Genomic DNA, 17,492 nt, shown 5'->3' with positions numbered 1-17,492 from the left:
TCCTTAACTTTCTTTTCTAAAGATCAAAATATGCTGATGAATTAAAGACGGTATATAAGCAAAAGGATAGCCGTAAATATGCAGCATTTTTGTATTATCTTGCCAAATAATATCTGCCTTTAAAGTAAAACCACTAATTTCACTAATACTTTTTGCTAAATCAGCAGATAAAAAATGAAACTCCTTGCCGCGATACATATCGCCAATAAATACTGCCATATAGCCATTATCTTTAAGCGTTGGAGCTACATTGATAAAAATTTGCTTCATCTCACTTAGCCAATCTTCCTTGCTTTGCAAATCTTTATCATTAAATTTTGTTAGCTTAGATTCGCGAATGGAAGACTTTGAGCGAGTTTTTTCTAGCTTATCCATTATCCAATATGGCACATCAGTTAGCACAAAATCTACACTATTTCTATCAATTTCTTTTAACTTATCATTTGCATCTCCTAACAACACACTAAATTCTTTTAAATTTTCTAGTCTCGCTACTTGTTTATAAATATCTATCCATTGCTGATTTATTTCAATCCCCAATGCTTCCCTATCACATAACGCAGCACCTAGCAATGAACCTCCCACACCACAAAGTGGATCAAGCACAAGTTGCCCCTTTTTTGTAAAAACTTGTATCAAATCGGCACATAATTGCGGTGGCTTTTGTCCTCCGTGCTTTGAGCGTAGATTATGTTGCATATTTGATGGATAGTTTGTATTAATGACGCTTTTTGTGAAAAACTGCCACTGTGAGCCATTTAAATCGTTTAACTTGTTGCGTGGATCATATTGCCCTTTTGTTTTTGTCATAAAATTCCTCTATATTAATCGCCATAGTTAGGTCTATTATATAGTTGTTTTCATAGAATCACTATAACAAAATGGAACTTAAAATTCAACATTTACATAGAAACAGAGACGATTTGTTACCAAAATTAACATAAAGATAAATTTTTTCTTAAATAAGTCTAAAAATACTCAATAAATCCATTAAACTTTCATACAATTAATTTTAATTATATATAAAATAAATTTTTTAGGAGTGGATAATGTATCAAAACGACACACAACTCATCAAGCCCAATAAAGAATTTGCAAAAAAGGCACGCATTAAAAATATCTGTGAATACTATGAACTTTACGAAGAGGCTAGTGAAAATTTTGAAAATTTTTGGGGGAAAATGGCTTTGGAGAAAATCGACTGGTTTAGTCCTTTTTCTAGAGTTTTAAATGAGAATAATCCTCCATTTTATAAGTGGTTTGAAGGGGGGACTCTAAATGTAAGCTATCAATGTCTTGATCGTCATATGAAAACAAGGCGTAATAAAGCTGCCATAGTATTTGAAGGAGAGATGGGCGATTATGAAGTTTATACTTATAGAAGACTTTTTCACGAAGTGTGTAAGGCAGCAAATTTACTAAAGCGTTTTGATGTCAAAAAGGGCGATAGAGTCGTGCTTTATATGCCTATGATACCAGAAAGTGCGATTTTAATGCTAGCTTGTGCGAGGATAGGGGCTATTCATAGTGTTGTATTTGGCGGTTTTTCTCCAGAAGCTTTGAGAGATAGGATTATCGATGCGGGCGCAAAACTTGTCATCACAGCAGATGGAGCTTTTAGACGCGGTAAGCCTTATATGCTAAAACCTGCCGTGGATAAGGCTTTAAGTGAGGGGTGTGAGTGCGTGGAAAAAGTGCTTGTTGTCATACGCAACAATGAGCCTATTAACTATGTTAAAGGGCGTGATTATGTTTATAATGAACTAGTCAAAAATGAATCTTATAAGTGTGAGTCTGAAATTATGGATAGTGAGGATCTGCTATTTTTACTTTACACTTCAGGCTCGACAGGTAAGCCTAAGGGCGTAATGCACGCAAGTGCTGGCTATATTTTATGGGCTCAAATGACTATGGAGTGGGTTTTTGATATAAAAGATTATGATAATTATTGGTGCAGTGCGGATATAGGCTGGATTACAGGGCATACTTATGTCGTTTATGGACCTCTAGCTTGTGGAGCGACTACGATAATGTATGAGGGAACGCCAACTTATCCAAATTCTGGTAGATGGTGGAGAATGATAGAGGAATATCAAGTGAGTAAATTTTACACATCGCCCACTGCCATTAGAATGCTTTACGCAGATGCACCAAATGAGCCTAAAAATTACGATTTAGGCACTCTTGAAGTTTTAGGGACTGTGGGAGAACCGATAAATCCTAGTGCTTGGAACTGGTTTTATGAAGAAGTTGGAAATTCAAAATGTGCGATTGTAGATACTTGGTGGCAAACAGAAACTGGAGGACATATGATCACGCCTTTGCCCGGTGCTACGCCTTTAAAGCCTAGTTGTGCGACTCTACCTTTACCGGGAATTTTTACTGAAATCATCGATGAGGAAGGAAATAAAAAGAGCATAGGTGAGGATGGTTTGCTTTGCATTACCAAGCCTTGGCCTTCTATGATAAGAGGAATTTGGAAAGATGAGGAGCGTTATAAGGAAAGCTATTTTTCTCAAGCTAAAAAAGATGGAAAGCCTGTGTATTTTAGCGGGGATGGAGCTTTTTATGATGAAAGAGGCTACATTACCATTACAGGACGCACGGATGATGTGGTTAATGTCGCTGGACACCGTATAGGCACAGCAGAGGTTGAGTCAGCACTTGCCAAACATAAAAATGTCGCAGAATCTGCTGTTGTGAGCGTTTTAGATAGTATTAAGGGTGAAAGTTTATTCGCCTTTGTTGTTTTAAATTCTAATGCAAGTTGCGATTTAGGAAGTGAGCTTGAAACCTTAAAAGAACTCAATGACATTTTAAGAGCAGAGATAGGACCTATCGCTAAAATAGAGCAAATTCTTTACACGCCGGGCTTACCAAAAACAAGAAGCGGTAAGATTATGCGAAGAATCTTACGCGCCATAGCAAGAAAAGAGGAATTAAAACAAGATATTTCTACCCTAGAAGATTCTGCTATTGTAGCAAGTATCATCAAATTAGCTAATGAGCAATGACCTTGCCCATTAGCCCCTCTAATTCTTTTTGAGAAAGTTGTGCTTTATCAAATTTTACCACTAAATGATGGTGATTTTTATACACTTCCAAAACGCCCTTTAGCTTTGAAACAGCGTTTATATCGAGCTTGGTATCAAGGGGCAAATAAAGATTTTTAAGGTCAAATGGATTTTTTAAGAAAAATAAAGAAAAAAGCCAAAAAAACGCCAAAATAATCATAATCAAAGCTAAAATTTTCAACGCATCAAAATGTAAAAATATCCCACCTATTACGCCGCCACTAAAACTTCCCGCATAACCAAAGGCATTAAATGCACCTAAAGCTTTGCCTTTTTCATTGACCTTGCAAAATTTAGAAGCACAAGATTGCATAATAGGCTCGTGCAAATTAAAACCTAGAAAGAAAATCACTACAGCAGCGATAAAAATTGTTAAATGGTCAAAAAAGGCAAAAAGTATGTAAGAAAAAATGAAAAAAACAACCCCAGCTAATAAAATGTGCTTTGCGAGTCCTCTTTTCTCTCCCAAAGCCCCAGCAAAGCCCATAGCCACGAATCCCACAAGCATAGAGGCAGTATAAACAAGCCATAATTTATCATAATGAAAACGCTCAACCAAAATAATAGGGATAAGCAAAAAGGCTATGGACATAAGCATTTTTTGCATAAAATTTGTCGCATTCATTAGGGCTAAATTTTTTTCTTTAAGCAAAGCTAAAAGTGGAGTTTTGCTATTTTCGTGTGTGATTTTAGGCTCTTTTGGCACAGCAGTATAAAGCAAAATAATGCAAAGAAGAGATAAGGCAGCACTTAAATCAAACAAACTTGAAAGCCCATATTTAGCACTCATTATAGGTGCTAAAACCATAGAAAGTGCAAAAGCTATACCTATAAAACCTCCCATCATCGCCATAGCCTTGCCTCTTTGCTCTTCGCTTACAAAATCGCTTATCATCGCACTTGCCACAGCACCTATCGCACCAGAGCCTTGCAAAATGCGTCCTAAGAGCATAGTATAAATGTCATTTGCCAAAGAACAAATTAAAGAACCGATGATAAAAAGCATTAAACCTAAAAGCATCGTTTTTTTACGCCCTATTTTATCACTAAGCATCCCAAAAGGCACTTGAAATATGACTTGCATTAAGGCATAAACACCCACAAGCAAACCGACCAAAAAATCGTTTGCATTTTCAAGTTTTAAGGCGTATAAACTCAGCACAGGCAAAACGATAAAAAGCCCAAAAAATCGACTCGCAACAATGAAAGAAAGAACTAAAATACTACGCATTGCTTATCCTTGATTGAAAAGGGCTTATTTTACTTAAAAAGCTTTAACGCTTTATTAAGTTTAAAAAAGTAAGATTAAGCCTTAATAAAATAAGGATAAATGATGAAAATTATTTTAGCAAGTTCCAACGCACATAAATTAAAAGAATTCAAAGAGCTTTTAAATGACTATGAAATTTATAGCTCAAACGACTTCATTGCACCTTTTGAGATAGAAGAAAATGGCAAAAGCTTTAAGGAAAATGCCAACATCAAATCAAAAGCAGTTTTTGAAAAATTAAACTCAAAGGAACAAGAAAAAAGCATAGTTTTAAGCGATGATAGTGGAATTTGCGTTAAGGCTTTAAATAATGCACCCGGAATTTACTCGGCGCGCTATTCTTTAAAAGCCGATGATAAAAATAACCGCTTAAAGCTCATTGAAGAATTAGAAAAATTAAGCCTTAAAGAAAGTCTTGCGTATTATGTTTGTGCTTTAAGTCTTAGTTCTAAATTTGGCACTTTTAGTCTAAGTGCTAAAATGTATGGTAGGGTTATCACTGACGAAAGGGGTGAAAATGGCTTTGGTTATGATAGTCTTTTTATCCCTGCAAATTATGATAAAACCTTAGCTCAGCTAAGTAGCTTGGAAAAAAATGCCATTTCCCACCGCTTCAAAGCTCTAAAACTTGCTAAAATTTTCTTAAAAACACTCAAAAAGGCTTATCAATGCTAACTTTTTTAAAATATCTTAGTATAGCCACCGTTGCTTATATTATTTTAGCACTTTTGGCTTATTATTTCTCTTAGCATAAAAGCTAATTAAAAGACTAGGTAGCAAAAATAAACTGCCAAACAAAAGCAAAATCATCACCAAAGTCGTTAAAATCCCAAAATAAATGGTCGGGATAAAATTACTACTCATCATCACGCTAAAGCCCAAAACAATGCTAATACTCGTATAATAAAGTGCCGTCCCTATGAAAAGATGTGAATTGACAATGGCTTTTTTCACACTATTATGCTTAAGCTCTTCTTTAAAGCGGTAAATATAATGCAAAATATCATCAACCCCTATGCCTATGGCAATTGCAGCTATGGTAATGCTCATTAAATCAAGAGGGATATCTAAAAAGCCCATAAAAGCAAAGACTAAACTTAGTGGGATAAGGTTACAAATTATGGCTATGGTAGCTATTTTAAAACTTCTAAAAATAAGCACAAAAAGCATAAAAATCGCCAAAACCACAAAGGCTAAAGTATCAAACTGCGAGGAAAAAAGACTTTGAAGCATATTATTATAAAGGAGCATTATGCCAGTGATTTGCACCTCTACGCCTTCATTTTTTAAAAGCTCATTAAGCTCATTTTCCAAATTCTTTAAAAAGGTATCGCGTTTTAAATTGGGATTAGAATCAATGACGCGTATGCTAAATCTAAGCTCATTTTGCTTGATATTTACAAAAGGAGAAAGCAAGTCTTGCTTAAAATTCGGTGGTAAATTTTCATTTAAAAACGCCAGAGCAAAATCGTCCAAATCTTTACCATTATTAATACTTTTGCCTAAACTTAAAAGACTATTAAGGCTCAAAACAGAGCCTACAAATTCTTTATTTTCCAAAAAATGATGCACCTTCTTAGCAATACGCGTTTTTTTAGAATCAAACCAGTAAGTATCTTTTAAGGCAAGACTTTCAAATTCATCTTCAAAACTATCTAAATTTTCGCCCTCTTTCATTTGACTTTTTTGCTGCTCTTTAAAACGGATAATAATATCAAGCGGCAGGGTTCCACCCAAATCTTTATCGATGACAAGTAAGCCCTCTTTAATGGCACTGCCATCTTTAAAATAATTCACAAAAGAATTTTCCACCTTCAACTTAGGAATTCCTATAAAGGCTAAAATAAGCGTTATAAGAGCTAAAGCATAAATAAATTTCTTGCGTTTTATGCTGACATTAGCACACCAAAGCAAAAAGGAAAGTTTAAATTCTTTTTGCGTGAAATTTTGCTTTTTTAAAAGCATTAAAGCACTAGATAAAAAAAGATAAGATAAGATAAGTCCCAAGCCTATGCCAAGACTCATCATAATCCCAAGCTTAATAATAGGCTCAATATGCGAAAAAATCAAAGAAAAAAAGCCTATCATAGTCGTAAAAATGGCAAAAAAACTAGGTTTTGCCTTAGCAAGTAAGGTCTGTAAAACAAGTCTTTTTTGCGTAGTATTTGGGTAAAGGCGTGAAATTTCTATAAAATGCGTTATCAAATGCACAACAACAGAAAGCGTGATGATGAGCATTAATGGGGCATAATTAGACGAAATAACAGTTACAGGAAAATCAAGCAGAGCAAAAAGCCCGCTAGCCGAGCTTAAAGAGATAAAACAAATAAAAAGCGATAAAATCATCAAAGAAAAGGAGCGGAAAAAATACCAAAGTGCAAATCCTAGCAAAAATACTAAAGAAATTCCATAAAGCTTTAAATCGTCCTTAATGTAGCTTATCATATCATCGCTTATCATATTCACGCCACCAAGATAAAGCCTCGCTCCATCTTTTTCATAGCCGCTCATTATGGTGCGAATTTGTGTTAAAAGTGCTTTATTAAAAGCATTTTGCGTTTCTTGGTGCGTTTTAATTTGCGTCCTTAAACGCTCTTTTTCATTTTCATCTTTTGCCCCATCTCTTGCTTCGATTAAATCGATATAGGTCAAATCGGGCTTAAGATAGATAATTAAAGCTGTGGTTTTTCCGTCTTTTGCGATGATGTTATTTTGATAAAAGGGGCTGGTGAGAATTTCATCTTTTGCCCTGCTTTGATTAATGTCCTTGCTTGTGATATTTGGGATATTTTGCATTAATTCTTTTAAGTCTTTATTTTCACTACTTAAAAGCAAGGGTGCATTAATAATGCTAAAAACCCTCTCCACGCCCCTCACACCCTCAAGTTTTTGATGTAAGCTTTCTAAATTCTTTAAGCTTTCCTCGCTAAAAGGATTTTTATCATTTGGCTTAAAGGCTAACATTAAAAAATTATCACTCTTATAATGCTTAGAAAGCTCTCTAAAAATCTTTAAATCTTTGTCATCTTCTAAAAGCAAACTTTCAGCACTCGCATCAATATGCAGTTTAAAAGCGAAAAAGCTTAAAAACACACAAAAAAGCAAGGTAAGCAAAAAGGTGCTTTTGGGATGATTAATGAGAAATTTTAAGAAAAAAGCCATTATTTGATGACGATGTCATTAAGCTTGTTTAATAAATCTTTAAAGGTGCCATTTTCTAAAATATCGCCAAATTGCGAACGATAGGTTTGTATAATGCTAACGCCCAAAACATCGACATCGTAAATCAGCCAATCATCATTTTCTTTATAGAATTTAAAAATAATAAATTTTTTTTCTCCATCGACTAGCATAGAACTTGTGAGAAAATAACGCTTTTCATTTTTCTGCTCTCCGCCTTCAACTTTTAAAATTTGATCCTTATAAAGCTCGAGCTTATCAGTAAAGCTTTTTTTAAGACTTGCCTCAAAAGCCTTGTTAAATTCCGCCACTTCATCTTGGCTTAATTTTTGATAATATTTAGATAAAGACAATTTTGCCATTAATTTATAATCAAAAACTTCGTCAAAAAGCTTAAAAATATTCTGTGCGGCGACTTTTTTATCGCCTTTTGTGTTTTGTAAGATTTTTAAACTCTCATTGATATTGTTTTGCATAAAACTTTCAATTTCATTTAAATTAAGTGCAAAAGCACTCAACGCTACTATGAGTAATAATAAGATTTTTCGCATTTTTCTTCCTATTTGCTAAGTTCTTTACGCCTTTGCTCGTAAGCATCACGCAAAAACGGATATAAATTCGGCGTATTATAATAAATTTCATCAATTTCATCAAGACGGAAGGAAAGCTCATTGGCAAAGCCGTAAGCCCCCACCAAAAAACTAGCATAATCAGGCTCAATATAAGCCGTAGGCATAGCATACCAAAGTGCTGGTAAGCTTAAAGTATCTCTTAAATTACTCGGTCCTAAAATAGGTAAAACGATATGAAAGCCCTCACCCACTCCCCAATGTGCCAAAACAAGTCCTAAATCTGCAGGATGCTTTTCTATCCCCATTTCACTAGCGATATCCCTAAGCCCACCAAAGCCCATAATGGAATTTGCGATAAAACGCTTAAGCTCATCACCAGCATTATCAAATTTAAGTTGCAAAACATTTCCCACTACACGAAAAGGTGCTAGTAAATTATCAAAAAAATTCCTCACACCAGAGCGCACGAAACTGGGTATTATAGCATTATAGCCCTTTAACGCAGGACGCATTACATAAGTATAAAGTCCGACATTAAATTCTGTTATCATTTTATTATAACCAGAAAGAGGGTCGCTAACTTCATATTGTTGATACTCTTTTTCAAAATCTTCCAATTTCTCAGCCACACTAACGCTAACAAAACCACAAAATAATAATAAAAATAATATCTTTTTCACACTTTTCCTTAAAGTTCAATATCCCAATAAAACTCCACCCATTCACTAGCCTCCTTAACGCTAAATTCAGGTTGTAAAAGGGCAGTTTTTTTGTAAAAAATCGTCGCAATTTTAAGCTCTATATGTGGAAATTTCGCCTTTAAAATTCTCTTAATTTCGCTCAAACTTTCCCCACTATCAACAATATCATCGATCAATAAAACTCTCTTATAAGCACTTAAATTTGGGATATTAAAAACCTCAACGCTATCAAGTTTTTTCGTATCATCATAATGGATACTATTTAAAGCAAATAAATTTCTAGTCTTTAGTGCTACCGCTAAAGAATGTCCAAGACTAAGTCCTCCTCTAGCTATGGCGACTAAGGCATCTGGTGCAAATTCCTCTTTCACTTTTTTTGCTAAAAATTTCACATCTTTTTCGAAATCTTCATAAGCGTAAAACATCATTTTCCTTAATTTAAAGCAATTAGTAAGAAATTTCCTAAAGAAATCAAGCTCAAAACGACAATCCCTACATTAATCTTATCCCACTCTCTTTTAAAAATTCTCACTAGCAAAAAGCTAATAAAACCAAAAGCAAAGCCCGAAGTTATCGAATAAGTCAGTGGCATCATAATGATAGTAAAAAAAGTGCCAACCACAATAGCACTATCACTAAAATCAATATTTTTCACTTCCATAAACATCAAAATTCCTACCATCACAAGCACTGGATAAATGGCATTTGGCGGTATAGCCTTAAAAAGTGGCAGTAAAAAAAGTGTAAAAGCAAAACAACAAGCCACGACAATAGCAACAAGCCCTGTCCTACCTCCACTCTCAACCCCTGTCGTGCTTTCCACAAAAGCCGTAACGGTCGAAGTGCCAACACCAGCCCCCAAAACCGAACTTGCCGCATCAGCCATTAAAGTTTTACCAAGCTTTTTTTCTCCCTCTACAGGCTTATCAAAAATTTTTCCCCTTGCCCCAACACCTGTAATCGTGCCAATGCTGTCAAAAAGCTGCGTAATAAAAAAAGTTAAAATCACAGGGATCATTGCCACGCTTAAAGCGCTTTTAATATCAAGCTCAAAAGCGATAGCGCCAAGTCCATTTTCTCGGCTAAAATTTGGTAAAGAAAAAATTTCATTAGGAAAAATTGCCCCTTCGATATTTAATTTTACTCCGTAATTTTGCATTAAATAAAATGCCACACTCCAAAGTGCTAAAGAGCTTAGTAAAACACCCAAAATAAAAGCCACTCTAAGTTTTAACGCCCAAAAAAATACGACTAAAATTAAAGAAAAAATTCCAAAAAGCACACTAGGATCTTTAAAATTTCCCACACCCACTAAAGTTGCATCATTTTTAACAATAATGCCCATCTTTTGAAGTCCCAAAAATGCTATAAAGCATCCTATACCAGCACAAATAGCAAGGCGTAAATCTTTAGGGATATTGCGTATGATCCAAAGGCGAAAATTTGTAAAAGAAAGAATTAAAAAAATAAAGCCTGATAAAAACACCGCCCCCAAAGCACTCTGCCAAGGAATTTGCTGTGCTATACAGACTGAAAAAGTGAAATAAGCGTTCATTCCCATACCCACACTCATCGCCACAGGGGTGTTTGCAAAAAGTCCGTTAAGTGTGCTTGCAATGATGGTGATTAAGGCAGTAGCGGTAATCAAAGCCTCCAAAGGCATACCTGTATTACTCACAATGTGAGAATTAACAGGGACAATATAAATCATCGTCAAAAAGGTCGTAATACCTGCTAAAAGCTCTGTTTTTACATTTGTGCCATTTTCTTTAAGCTTAAAAATACTCATTGATAATCCTTACATAAACTACACATCAATTTTGACATCAAAAGACTTAAAAATAAAAACCAAATTGACCCAAAACATTAATATTATATTGATCGCTAGCAAATTCATTAACTACATTAAATCCATAAAAAAACGAATTAGGATAAATAAAATGCGAAGTTAGCCCCCAAGTGATAAGATTAGAGTTAAGACGGTGATACTGCACGAAATCTTGATTAGGAAAATCTTTGAAACGCACATTATTTTCAATCGTTTTCCCACTTAATTTATATTCATAAATAAAAAAACTTCCAAGCTTTGTTTGCATCGCTTCTTGTGCTAAAAGATAAGACAAATTTAATCCACCAGCCAAAGAAGTGGTATGATGATTGATCGTATCGTAAGATTTAGCAAAGACAAGATTACCATTTTCACTAAAAGCATCTTGCTTGATAAAATTATAATTAAAATACGCCAAAGGCGTCAAAGTCAAATTATTAAAAACTTGAAAGTCCTTAGCTAGTCCTAATTGTAAGGAGCTAAGTAGATTGTCATAATTTGAGCTTAAAGAGCCATTTTGTCCTATAATTGTTCTTGTCATATCATTACTTGCTCTTGCTAAACTCGCACCGCTTAGAATTTTAAAATTTTGCAAATCTAAAATGTGATTAAATGAAAAATTAAAATATTTATTTTTCAAATTTGCATTTTCAAAATCAAGCCTAGTATCACTCACATCTAACCCAAAGCTTAATAGGGAATTTTCATTAACTGCCCCGCCTATGGTAAGATTTAAGCCCGTGCTTCGTCCGTGAAAATCATCGCCGTTAATTTTTTTGTAATTAGGGCTAAGATTCCAAATATACCTTTTATCAGCTCTATCCAGCAAGCCCAAATCCATAAAAACATCACTCTCAATACTAGCTGTTAATAAAGGATTTTTTTCTAAACTTGCCATTAAATTCCCGGAAGTAAAGCTTGGATTAAGAGCGCTCATCATATTTCTTTGTGCCAAAATGTGCTGCTGATAATAAAGTCCGGAAGCACTTTGCATATAGCTATTAGCCTCCAAACTTTCTAAAGTTTTCTCCATAGTTTTCGTATCTGTATTATCCAAAAAGGCAAAATAGTCTTTATATCTATCTTGTAAATTATGAATAGAGCGAATGCTTCTTAAGGATCGCCCTATAGTGCTATTCGCACTCTCATATGCGTCTTTTTTAATAACTGGCTTAACAATGATATGATTAGGTGGTGGCGTGGTCGTTGGTGGAGTAGTTGTTGGTGGTGGTGTAATTGGGCTTGGCTGGGGTTGTGGAGGCTTTGTAATGTCTGGTTGCGGAGTTGGCTGGGGTTGCGGAGCCGGTTGGGGCATTTTATCTTTATTAATGCTTGTTTTATCATTATCCAAAACAGCTACAAAATCCACAGCATTATTGCTTACTACCTCAACCGCTCCAAAACTACTTAAATGCGTTCCTAAATCTCCCAAATCAATGCTAACATAATGCCCACTTGTAAAAAATTTCGGCAAAGGGATATATTCTAATTTTCCGCCTTTAATCTCATAAGAATTTGCGATAAGCTTGGAATTTTTATCATTGCCAAAATCAAGTTGCAATTTAGAATTTTGCCCCTCTTGCGTGTATTTACCCTTAACGATCAAATCACTCAAATCTTCATTTCCAGCCCTTACTATGCCTTTATTTTCGAGGTTTTTACCCACTTCGCCATTACCGCTAAATAAGCCTCCCTCTAAAACTTTAACATCACCTGCTATTCTAGCTTTTTCCTTTTCGCTTTTATTATTTAAAGCTAGGCTACCATTTTTAATAATGGTCGCTCCCTCATAGCTATTATTCCCCGTTAAGATGAGCTTACCGCTACCCTCTTTGATAAATCCTACATTAAGATTTGCTAAATTTGTCGGTAAATTGATTGCGTCTTTTTTATGTAAGCTTTCGTCCCACTTTTTTTGGCTAATGTCATTACTAAAAGTTGCGTTGTGATTTTGCGTATCAAGGGTATAATACACCTCATTTTGCCCAGCGTAAGTGTTTGAAACATCGCTATCATTAAGGCGGTTAGCGTCCAAAGTCGCCAAGCCTTTCATAGCCTTAGCCACATCTAAAATTCCCTGCCCAAAAAGACTTTCTTTGCTGACTTTTTGAATAGAGGCATATTTGCTTTCGTCCACTCCGTAATATTCTGTGATGGGAGTATAAAATCTAGAATAACCCGCTTGAGAAAGGTCTCTTTTGACTTGATCTTTATCGATACTGCCGTCTGCTTTTTTAGGAATTTCTGTATCAATGTAAAAAATGGTATGAAAAGTTTTTTCCATAAGTATAGGTCTTTTACCAAGATATTCTACAACCTTTAATTTTGTCTCTTTTACCGTGAGTTTAGGAGCTATATAGTCTTTATTTGCCGTGCTTAAAAGCACATCGGCAATTTGTTTGCCATTTAAAAAAGGAAAGCGTTGTGCCACCAAAGCCGCTCCTCCACTTACCATAGGCGCTGCCATTGAAGTCCCACTTTGTGTGCGGTATAATTTTTGATCCACACGCCCAAAACTAGGTTTTTGCATATAAGCAGCATTAACATTGCTAATATTAGAACCCGGTGCAACTAGGCTAAAATTTTCCGCTCCCAAAAGTCCATTACTAAAACCAGACAAACCTTTACCATTAACCACAAGTTTGCCATCTTGATTTTTTGTAATTTGCGAAGAATCCACAGAACCCACTGCTAAAAAAGAACGCAATTCCTCATTATAAAGAGGGCTTAAAGCCATAATGCCAGGACTTATAATACCCTCATTACCCGCCGCAAAAACAACGAGAGTTTTATTTTCTTTTGCGAGTTGATTGAGTTGCTTGGCTGTAGAGTTTTGCTGAATTTGCTCAAAAAGCTCGTTAGAAGACTTATTTTTATAGGCATCAAGATAAAGCCCTGTTTGAGTCATACTTACAACAGGATAATTGGTTGAATTCCAGCTATTATTGATGATTTTGACATTTTTATCTTTAAAATAATCATAAACATTAGGGGCATTAAAGCTTCCACTACCCTTATTATTGCCAAAAATTTGCACCCCATAAAGTTTAGCATTATAGGCTACGCCGTGAGGATTATTCTCAGCTATATACTTAGCCCCTATAATGCCTGCGACATGGCTTCCGTGCGTATCTACGGAGTAATTAGGCGTGTAAGTCTTGCCATTAACCGTAGAAAAAGTTTGCTCTAAAACCTTATCTTTTAAGCTAGGATGCTCACCATTGATCGCCGAGTCTATAACCCCAACCCTAATCCCATCTCCGGTAATCGTTAGCTCATAAGCCTCTTTTGAGCCGATAAGCTCTTGATCGCTAAGGGCGTGAAGATTTAGAATTGTTACAAAAGATAAAAAAATACTTTTTTTCATTATTTCATTATGTCCTTATGTTTTAATAAATTTTAAGCTCGTTATAAAGGCTATCCCTTTCCACAGGGATTAAATTTGAGGTTTTAATCAGCTCAATGAAAGTCTCAAGCTTTGTCCCTTTAGCACTCTTAGCCCCACCCGCACTCTGTATGCTTTCTTTTTCTATCGTGCCGTCTAGATCATTTGCTCCAAATTCCTGTGCTACCATAGCTAAATTTAAACTCATAGTCGCCCAGTAAGCCTTAATATTTTTGATATTATCAAGCACCAGACGCGAAATGGCTATGGTTTTAAGAATCTCTTCGCTATCAAGCTGTTCTTTAACATCTAAAAAGCTATTATCCTTTTGCCATACAAGTGGGATAAAGGCGTTAAAACCACCCGTTTCATCTTGCAAGGCTCTAAGCCTTAGCATATGATCGATTCTATGTTCTCTTTTTTCTATATGCCCATAAAGCATAGTGGCATTACTTTGCCTACCCTTTTTATGCCAAATTTTGTGAATTTTAAGCCAATTTTCACTACTTACTTTACCTTTGCAAATTTTAGCGCGTATCTCTTCGTCAAAAATTTCAGCTCCTCCTCCGGGCATAGAATCTACGCCGTATTCTAGCATTTTCTCGACCACTTCTTCATAACTAAGTCCCCACCTACGATGGATAAAGTCAATTTCCGCTGCTGTTAGAGCTTTGATGTGAATTTGTGGGTAATTTTGTTTGATTTTTTGAAAAATTTCTAAATACCACTGCCAAGTTGTGTCCTTATTGTGTGCTGAGACGATATGCACTTCCTTTGTGCCGCGTTTTTGTGTGTCAGCAACGATGTTTAAAATTTCTTCGTGGCTCATTAGATAAGGATTAGGATTTTTCCTATGGGCTGAAAAGGCACAAAATTTACAAGTATCCGCACAAATATTTGTTGGGTTAATATGACGATTAAGATTAAAATACACCTTTTTGCCGTGTAGGGCGGTGCGTTTTTGATGAGCGAATTTTGCTAGGGTAAATAAGTCTAAATCATAAAGCCTATAAGCATCTTCTTCGCTAAGTCTTTCTTTACTTTCTAATTTTTGTATTAAATCACGCATTGCTTTCACTTTTATTTTTTTAAAAGCCTTATTATAAATTTTTCTTCTTAATAAAAGTTCATAAAAAGAATTTTGCTAAAATAATTTCAAATTTGAAAAAGGAACAATTTGCCAAGACAAAAATTAAAAGACGAGATTAAGCATTACAAAAGCTCCTGCCATAAGCTTTTTTTAAAGCAAGGTTTTTTTAGTATGCATCATAGTAAGCATATAGATGATTTTATCAACCGAGCTTTTATGATTGTTTTGGAGGAATTTTTTGAAGATTTTTTGCCGACTAAGGAGTTTGTGCCTTTTTGCATAGTGGCGAGGGATTATTATGCGAAAAATCATTTATGTTTTGATGAACCTATACCCTTACTTTTTGTGTATAAAAATTTAAAAATTTATCATTTAAAGCCTCTCATTAAAGCCTTGATTGAACTTTTAAATGATGTAGGTTTAAGGCTTGATTATATGATTTTAGAAAATGAAGGCTTAGGATATATTAGCGAAAAAGAGCTTTTAAATTCTCTCATACAAATGCGTTTTATAGGTGGCTCAAAGCTTTTATTTAAAGAAAGTAAAGCAAGGGTTCATTTGACGCTTAAAAAGCACTTAAACGCCCTTGCCTCAAATCTTTTTAAACCTTGCAAATTAGCCTTTTTAAAGCAGGATTTTAATATCCAAAAAGAGGACGGAGGATTGCAGGATTTAAGAAATTTAGATAATCTACTCACGCTTTTTAAAAAAGATAGTTCTAATTACGCACTTGCTTTCATCAATGAAAAAAATCTTAGCGAACTACGGCTAGCAAGTGAGTTTTTACTCTCTTTTAAATCCGCCCTTAATCTTCAAAGTCAAAAGGATAATAATGAATTTTCCCTTAATCACTCTCAAGATTTAGCAAATTTAATGTATAAAAGAGAAAAGAAAAATTTAAAAGCTAAAGAAAATTTAGTGCAAAAAATCTTAAATTCTATGCACACCATAAGCCTTTACAACGCCTTTTTAACGCAACAAATTCAAAATGAATTCGTTGGAGAAACAAATCAAAAGTATCATTTTTCTAGCTTTTTAAAGGCTATGGAATTTTTAAACTCACTTAAAGATGAACCGCATCATTTAAATATCAATTTAATTTTCGCACTCAAAGAAACACCCTTTTTAAAGGAAGAAAATGAAAAAATCCTAGAGCTTTTTAAAGGATTTTTTGAAAGAAAACATAGCTTTTTTATCTTAAAAATTTTGCTTGATAGTGGGAAATTAAAAGAGCTTTTTAAGCCTATGGTAAGGTTTTTAAGTAACGAAGAAAGTGATTATTGCTTCGATGTGGAGGCTTTTTTGGTGCTAGAAGAATTTGAAAAAAGGGATTTAGCACTTAAAGAAAATGCTCTTTTAAAACTCGTCATACTTTTTAGCAGCGTTAAAGAAGAAAACGAACTTTCTATGGGCGGGGTTTTTAGGGCGTTTGGTGCGAAATTGAAATTAGAAAATAAAGCATTAGAATTAGGACTTAAACTTTATAAAAATTTTGGCGCCTTAAAAGAGCTGGTCGAAAAAGAAGATATTTATAATCCTCTCATTTTATCCGCCCTACTTTCTAAGCTAGAAAATCTTAAAATCTTAGAGCTTTTAGCCCTTTTAACCAAAACAAAAGCACAAATTTCAAATGCCTCGCCCTTTTTTTACAAAGCCTTAGATAAGCTTTTAATCAATGCCAAATACGGCTTTGAAGATGCTAATTTACTAGAAGAAAGCACAAGAAGGGTTAAAAAAGAGCAAACCCTTAGAAGAACTAAGGCTTTTTTAGACTTAAATCCTCTTTTGCAAGATAAAATCACACATATTAAATCCAATCTTTTCATCATCAAAAACCCTTTTGAAGATATTATCAAAATCGCCCAAATTGCCCTTCATCAAAATTTTAAATTCTGGCTTAATACAGAAAGTAATTTAAGCCTTGAAATCATTTGTCAAAAAGACTTTAAAATCGAGCATTTTTTATATGCTTTGAGCGAATTTAATCTCATTTTTATGAGCTTTTATGAGCTTTTCGGTGATAAAATTTATCTTAAATTTGAATATGAAAATATCATCAATCAAACGCAAAAAGAAAGACTTTTAACACTTTTAAATGCAAATTTAAATTTAAATCACAAAAGAAAGATGAAAAAGCCAATCATTAAAAAAGATGAAGTAAAATTGGATTTAAATTATTCTAAAACTTATGCGAAATTAAATCTTAATACTAAAGACCAACAAGGTTTAATGGCATTTATAATGAATATTTTTCGTGGCTATGGCTTGCATTTAAGCACGGCTAAAATTCAAACCATACGCCAAAGGACACGCAATAGCTTCATTTTTGAAAAAAACGAAGCTATTTTGCAAAATCAAGACAAAATAATAAATTCTTTAATAAGCGAGTGAA

General features: G+C 34.4%; 12 protein-coding genes. 3 read left to right on the top strand and 9 right to left on the bottom strand.

Annotated elements, in window-relative coordinates; translation table 11 throughout:
* Positions 1-3: 3 nt before the first annotated feature.
* Entirely contained in the window at positions 4-810 is an 807-nt protein-coding gene (locus NYG92_RS04865; RefSeq protein WP_270983551.1) for a DNA methyltransferase, read from the bottom strand.
* Between the two features lie 239 nt (positions 811-1,049).
* On the opposite strand from NYG92_RS04865, the gene acs reads away from it, so the two are divergent.
* Positions 1,050-3,014, top strand: coding sequence for an acetate--CoA ligase (acs, locus tag NYG92_RS04860; protein ID WP_432264803.1), 1,965 nt, complete (start codon positions 1,050-1,052; stop codon positions 3,012-3,014).
* Here the strand turns inward: acs and NYG92_RS04855 are convergent.
* The gene (locus NYG92_RS04855; protein ID WP_289233684.1) at positions 3,001-4,305 is read right to left on the bottom strand and encodes an MFS transporter; all 1,305 of its coding nucleotides are present in this window, start codon (positions 4,303-4,305) and stop codon (positions 3,001-3,003) included. The genes acs and NYG92_RS04855 overlap by 14 nt on opposite strands.
* A 102-nt stretch (positions 4,306-4,407) precedes the next feature.
* Between NYG92_RS04855 and rdgB the strand changes: the two genes are divergently transcribed.
* Entirely contained in the window at positions 4,408-5,019 is a 612-nt protein-coding gene (gene rdgB, locus NYG92_RS04850; protein ID WP_289233704.1) for an RdgB/HAM1 family non-canonical purine NTP pyrophosphatase, read from the top strand.
* A 39-nt stretch (positions 5,020-5,058) separates the two neighbouring features.
* On the opposite strand, the gene NYG92_RS04845 is transcribed toward rdgB, so the two are convergent.
* From NYG92_RS04845 to mqnE, 7 genes are read right to left on the bottom strand one after another with little or no spacing between them, the layout of a single operon-like run.
* Entirely contained in the window at positions 5,059-7,509 is a 2,451-nt protein-coding gene (locus NYG92_RS04845) for an efflux RND transporter permease subunit (protein ID WP_289233703.1), read from the bottom strand.
* A complete protein-coding gene (locus tag NYG92_RS04840; protein WP_289233683.1) occupies positions 7,506-8,075 on the bottom strand; it encodes an MlaC/ttg2D family ABC transporter substrate-binding protein in 570 nt (189 codons plus the stop codon). The genes NYG92_RS04845 and NYG92_RS04840 overlap by 4 nt, the downstream gene beginning before the upstream one ends.
* Positions 8,076-8,083: 8 nt before the next feature.
* Positions 8,084-8,776, bottom strand: coding sequence for an MlaA family lipoprotein (locus NYG92_RS04835; RefSeq protein WP_432264802.1), 693 nt, complete (start codon positions 8,774-8,776; stop codon positions 8,084-8,086).
* Positions 8,777-8,784: 8 nt separating this feature from the next.
* Positions 8,785-9,225, bottom strand: coding sequence for a phosphoribosyltransferase (locus NYG92_RS04830; protein ID WP_214146026.1), 441 nt, complete (start codon positions 9,223-9,225; stop codon positions 8,785-8,787).
* Positions 9,226-9,230: 5 nt separating this feature from the next.
* A complete protein-coding gene (locus NYG92_RS04825; RefSeq protein ID WP_289233682.1) occupies positions 9,231-10,586 on the bottom strand; it encodes an NCS2 family permease in 1,356 nt (451 codons plus the stop codon).
* 46 nt (positions 10,587-10,632) lie between these two features.
* Positions 10,633-13,992, bottom strand: a complete 3,360-nt coding sequence (locus NYG92_RS04820) for a S8 family serine peptidase (protein WP_289233681.1) — start codon at positions 13,990-13,992, stop codon at positions 10,633-10,635.
* 22 nt (positions 13,993-14,014) lie between these two features.
* Complete coding sequence (gene mqnE, locus NYG92_RS04815) at positions 14,015-15,079, bottom strand: aminofutalosine synthase MqnE (RefSeq protein ID WP_270982016.1); 1,065 nt, start codon at positions 15,077-15,079, stop codon at positions 14,015-14,017.
* Between the two features lie 108 nt (positions 15,080-15,187).
* Between mqnE and NYG92_RS04810 the strand changes: the two genes are divergently transcribed.
* Positions 15,188-17,491, top strand: a complete 2,304-nt coding sequence (locus NYG92_RS04810) for a [protein-PII] uridylyltransferase family protein (protein WP_432264801.1) — start codon at positions 15,188-15,190, stop codon at positions 17,489-17,491.
* Position 17,492 lies beyond the last annotated feature (1 nt).

Source organism: Campylobacter felis (assembly GCF_030250085.1).
Taxonomy (GTDB): domain Bacteria; phylum Campylobacterota; class Campylobacteria; order Campylobacterales; family Campylobacteraceae; genus Campylobacter_D; species Campylobacter_D upsaliensis.
The sequence above is the reverse complement of the archived record's forward strand: the minus strand, read 5'-3'. Positions and strand labels throughout refer to the sequence as shown.

Bases quoted from the DNA above. Each gene is read 5' to 3' on its own strand.
- NYG92_RS04865 (WP_270983551.1), bottom strand. From the start codon at position 810: ATGACAAAAACAAAAGGGCAATATGATCCACGCAACAAGTTAAACGAT.
- acs (WP_432264803.1), top strand. From the start codon at position 1,050: ATGTATCAAAACGACACACAACTCATCAAGCCCAATAAAGAATTTGCA.
- NYG92_RS04855 (WP_289233684.1), bottom strand. From the start codon at position 4,305: ATGCGTAGTATTTTAGTTCTTTCTTTCATTGTTGCGAGTCGATTTTTT.
- rdgB (WP_289233704.1), top strand. From the start codon at position 4,408: ATGAAAATTATTTTAGCAAGTTCCAACGCACATAAATTAAAAGAATTC.
- NYG92_RS04840 (WP_289233683.1), bottom strand. From the start codon at position 8,075: ATGCGAAAAATCTTATTATTACTCATAGTAGCGTTGAGTGCTTTTGCA.
- NYG92_RS04830 (WP_214146026.1), bottom strand. From the start codon at position 9,225: ATGATGTTTTACGCTTATGAAGATTTCGAAAAAGATGTGAAATTTTTA.
- NYG92_RS04825 (WP_289233682.1), bottom strand. From the start codon at position 10,586: ATGAGTATTTTTAAGCTTAAAGAAAATGGCACAAATGTAAAAACAGAG.
- NYG92_RS04820 (WP_289233681.1), bottom strand. From the start codon at position 13,992: ATGAAAAAAAGTATTTTTTTATCTTTTGTAACAATTCTAAATCTTCAC.
- mqnE (WP_270982016.1), bottom strand. From the start codon at position 15,079: ATGCGTGATTTAATACAAAAATTAGAAAGTAAAGAAAGACTTAGCGAA.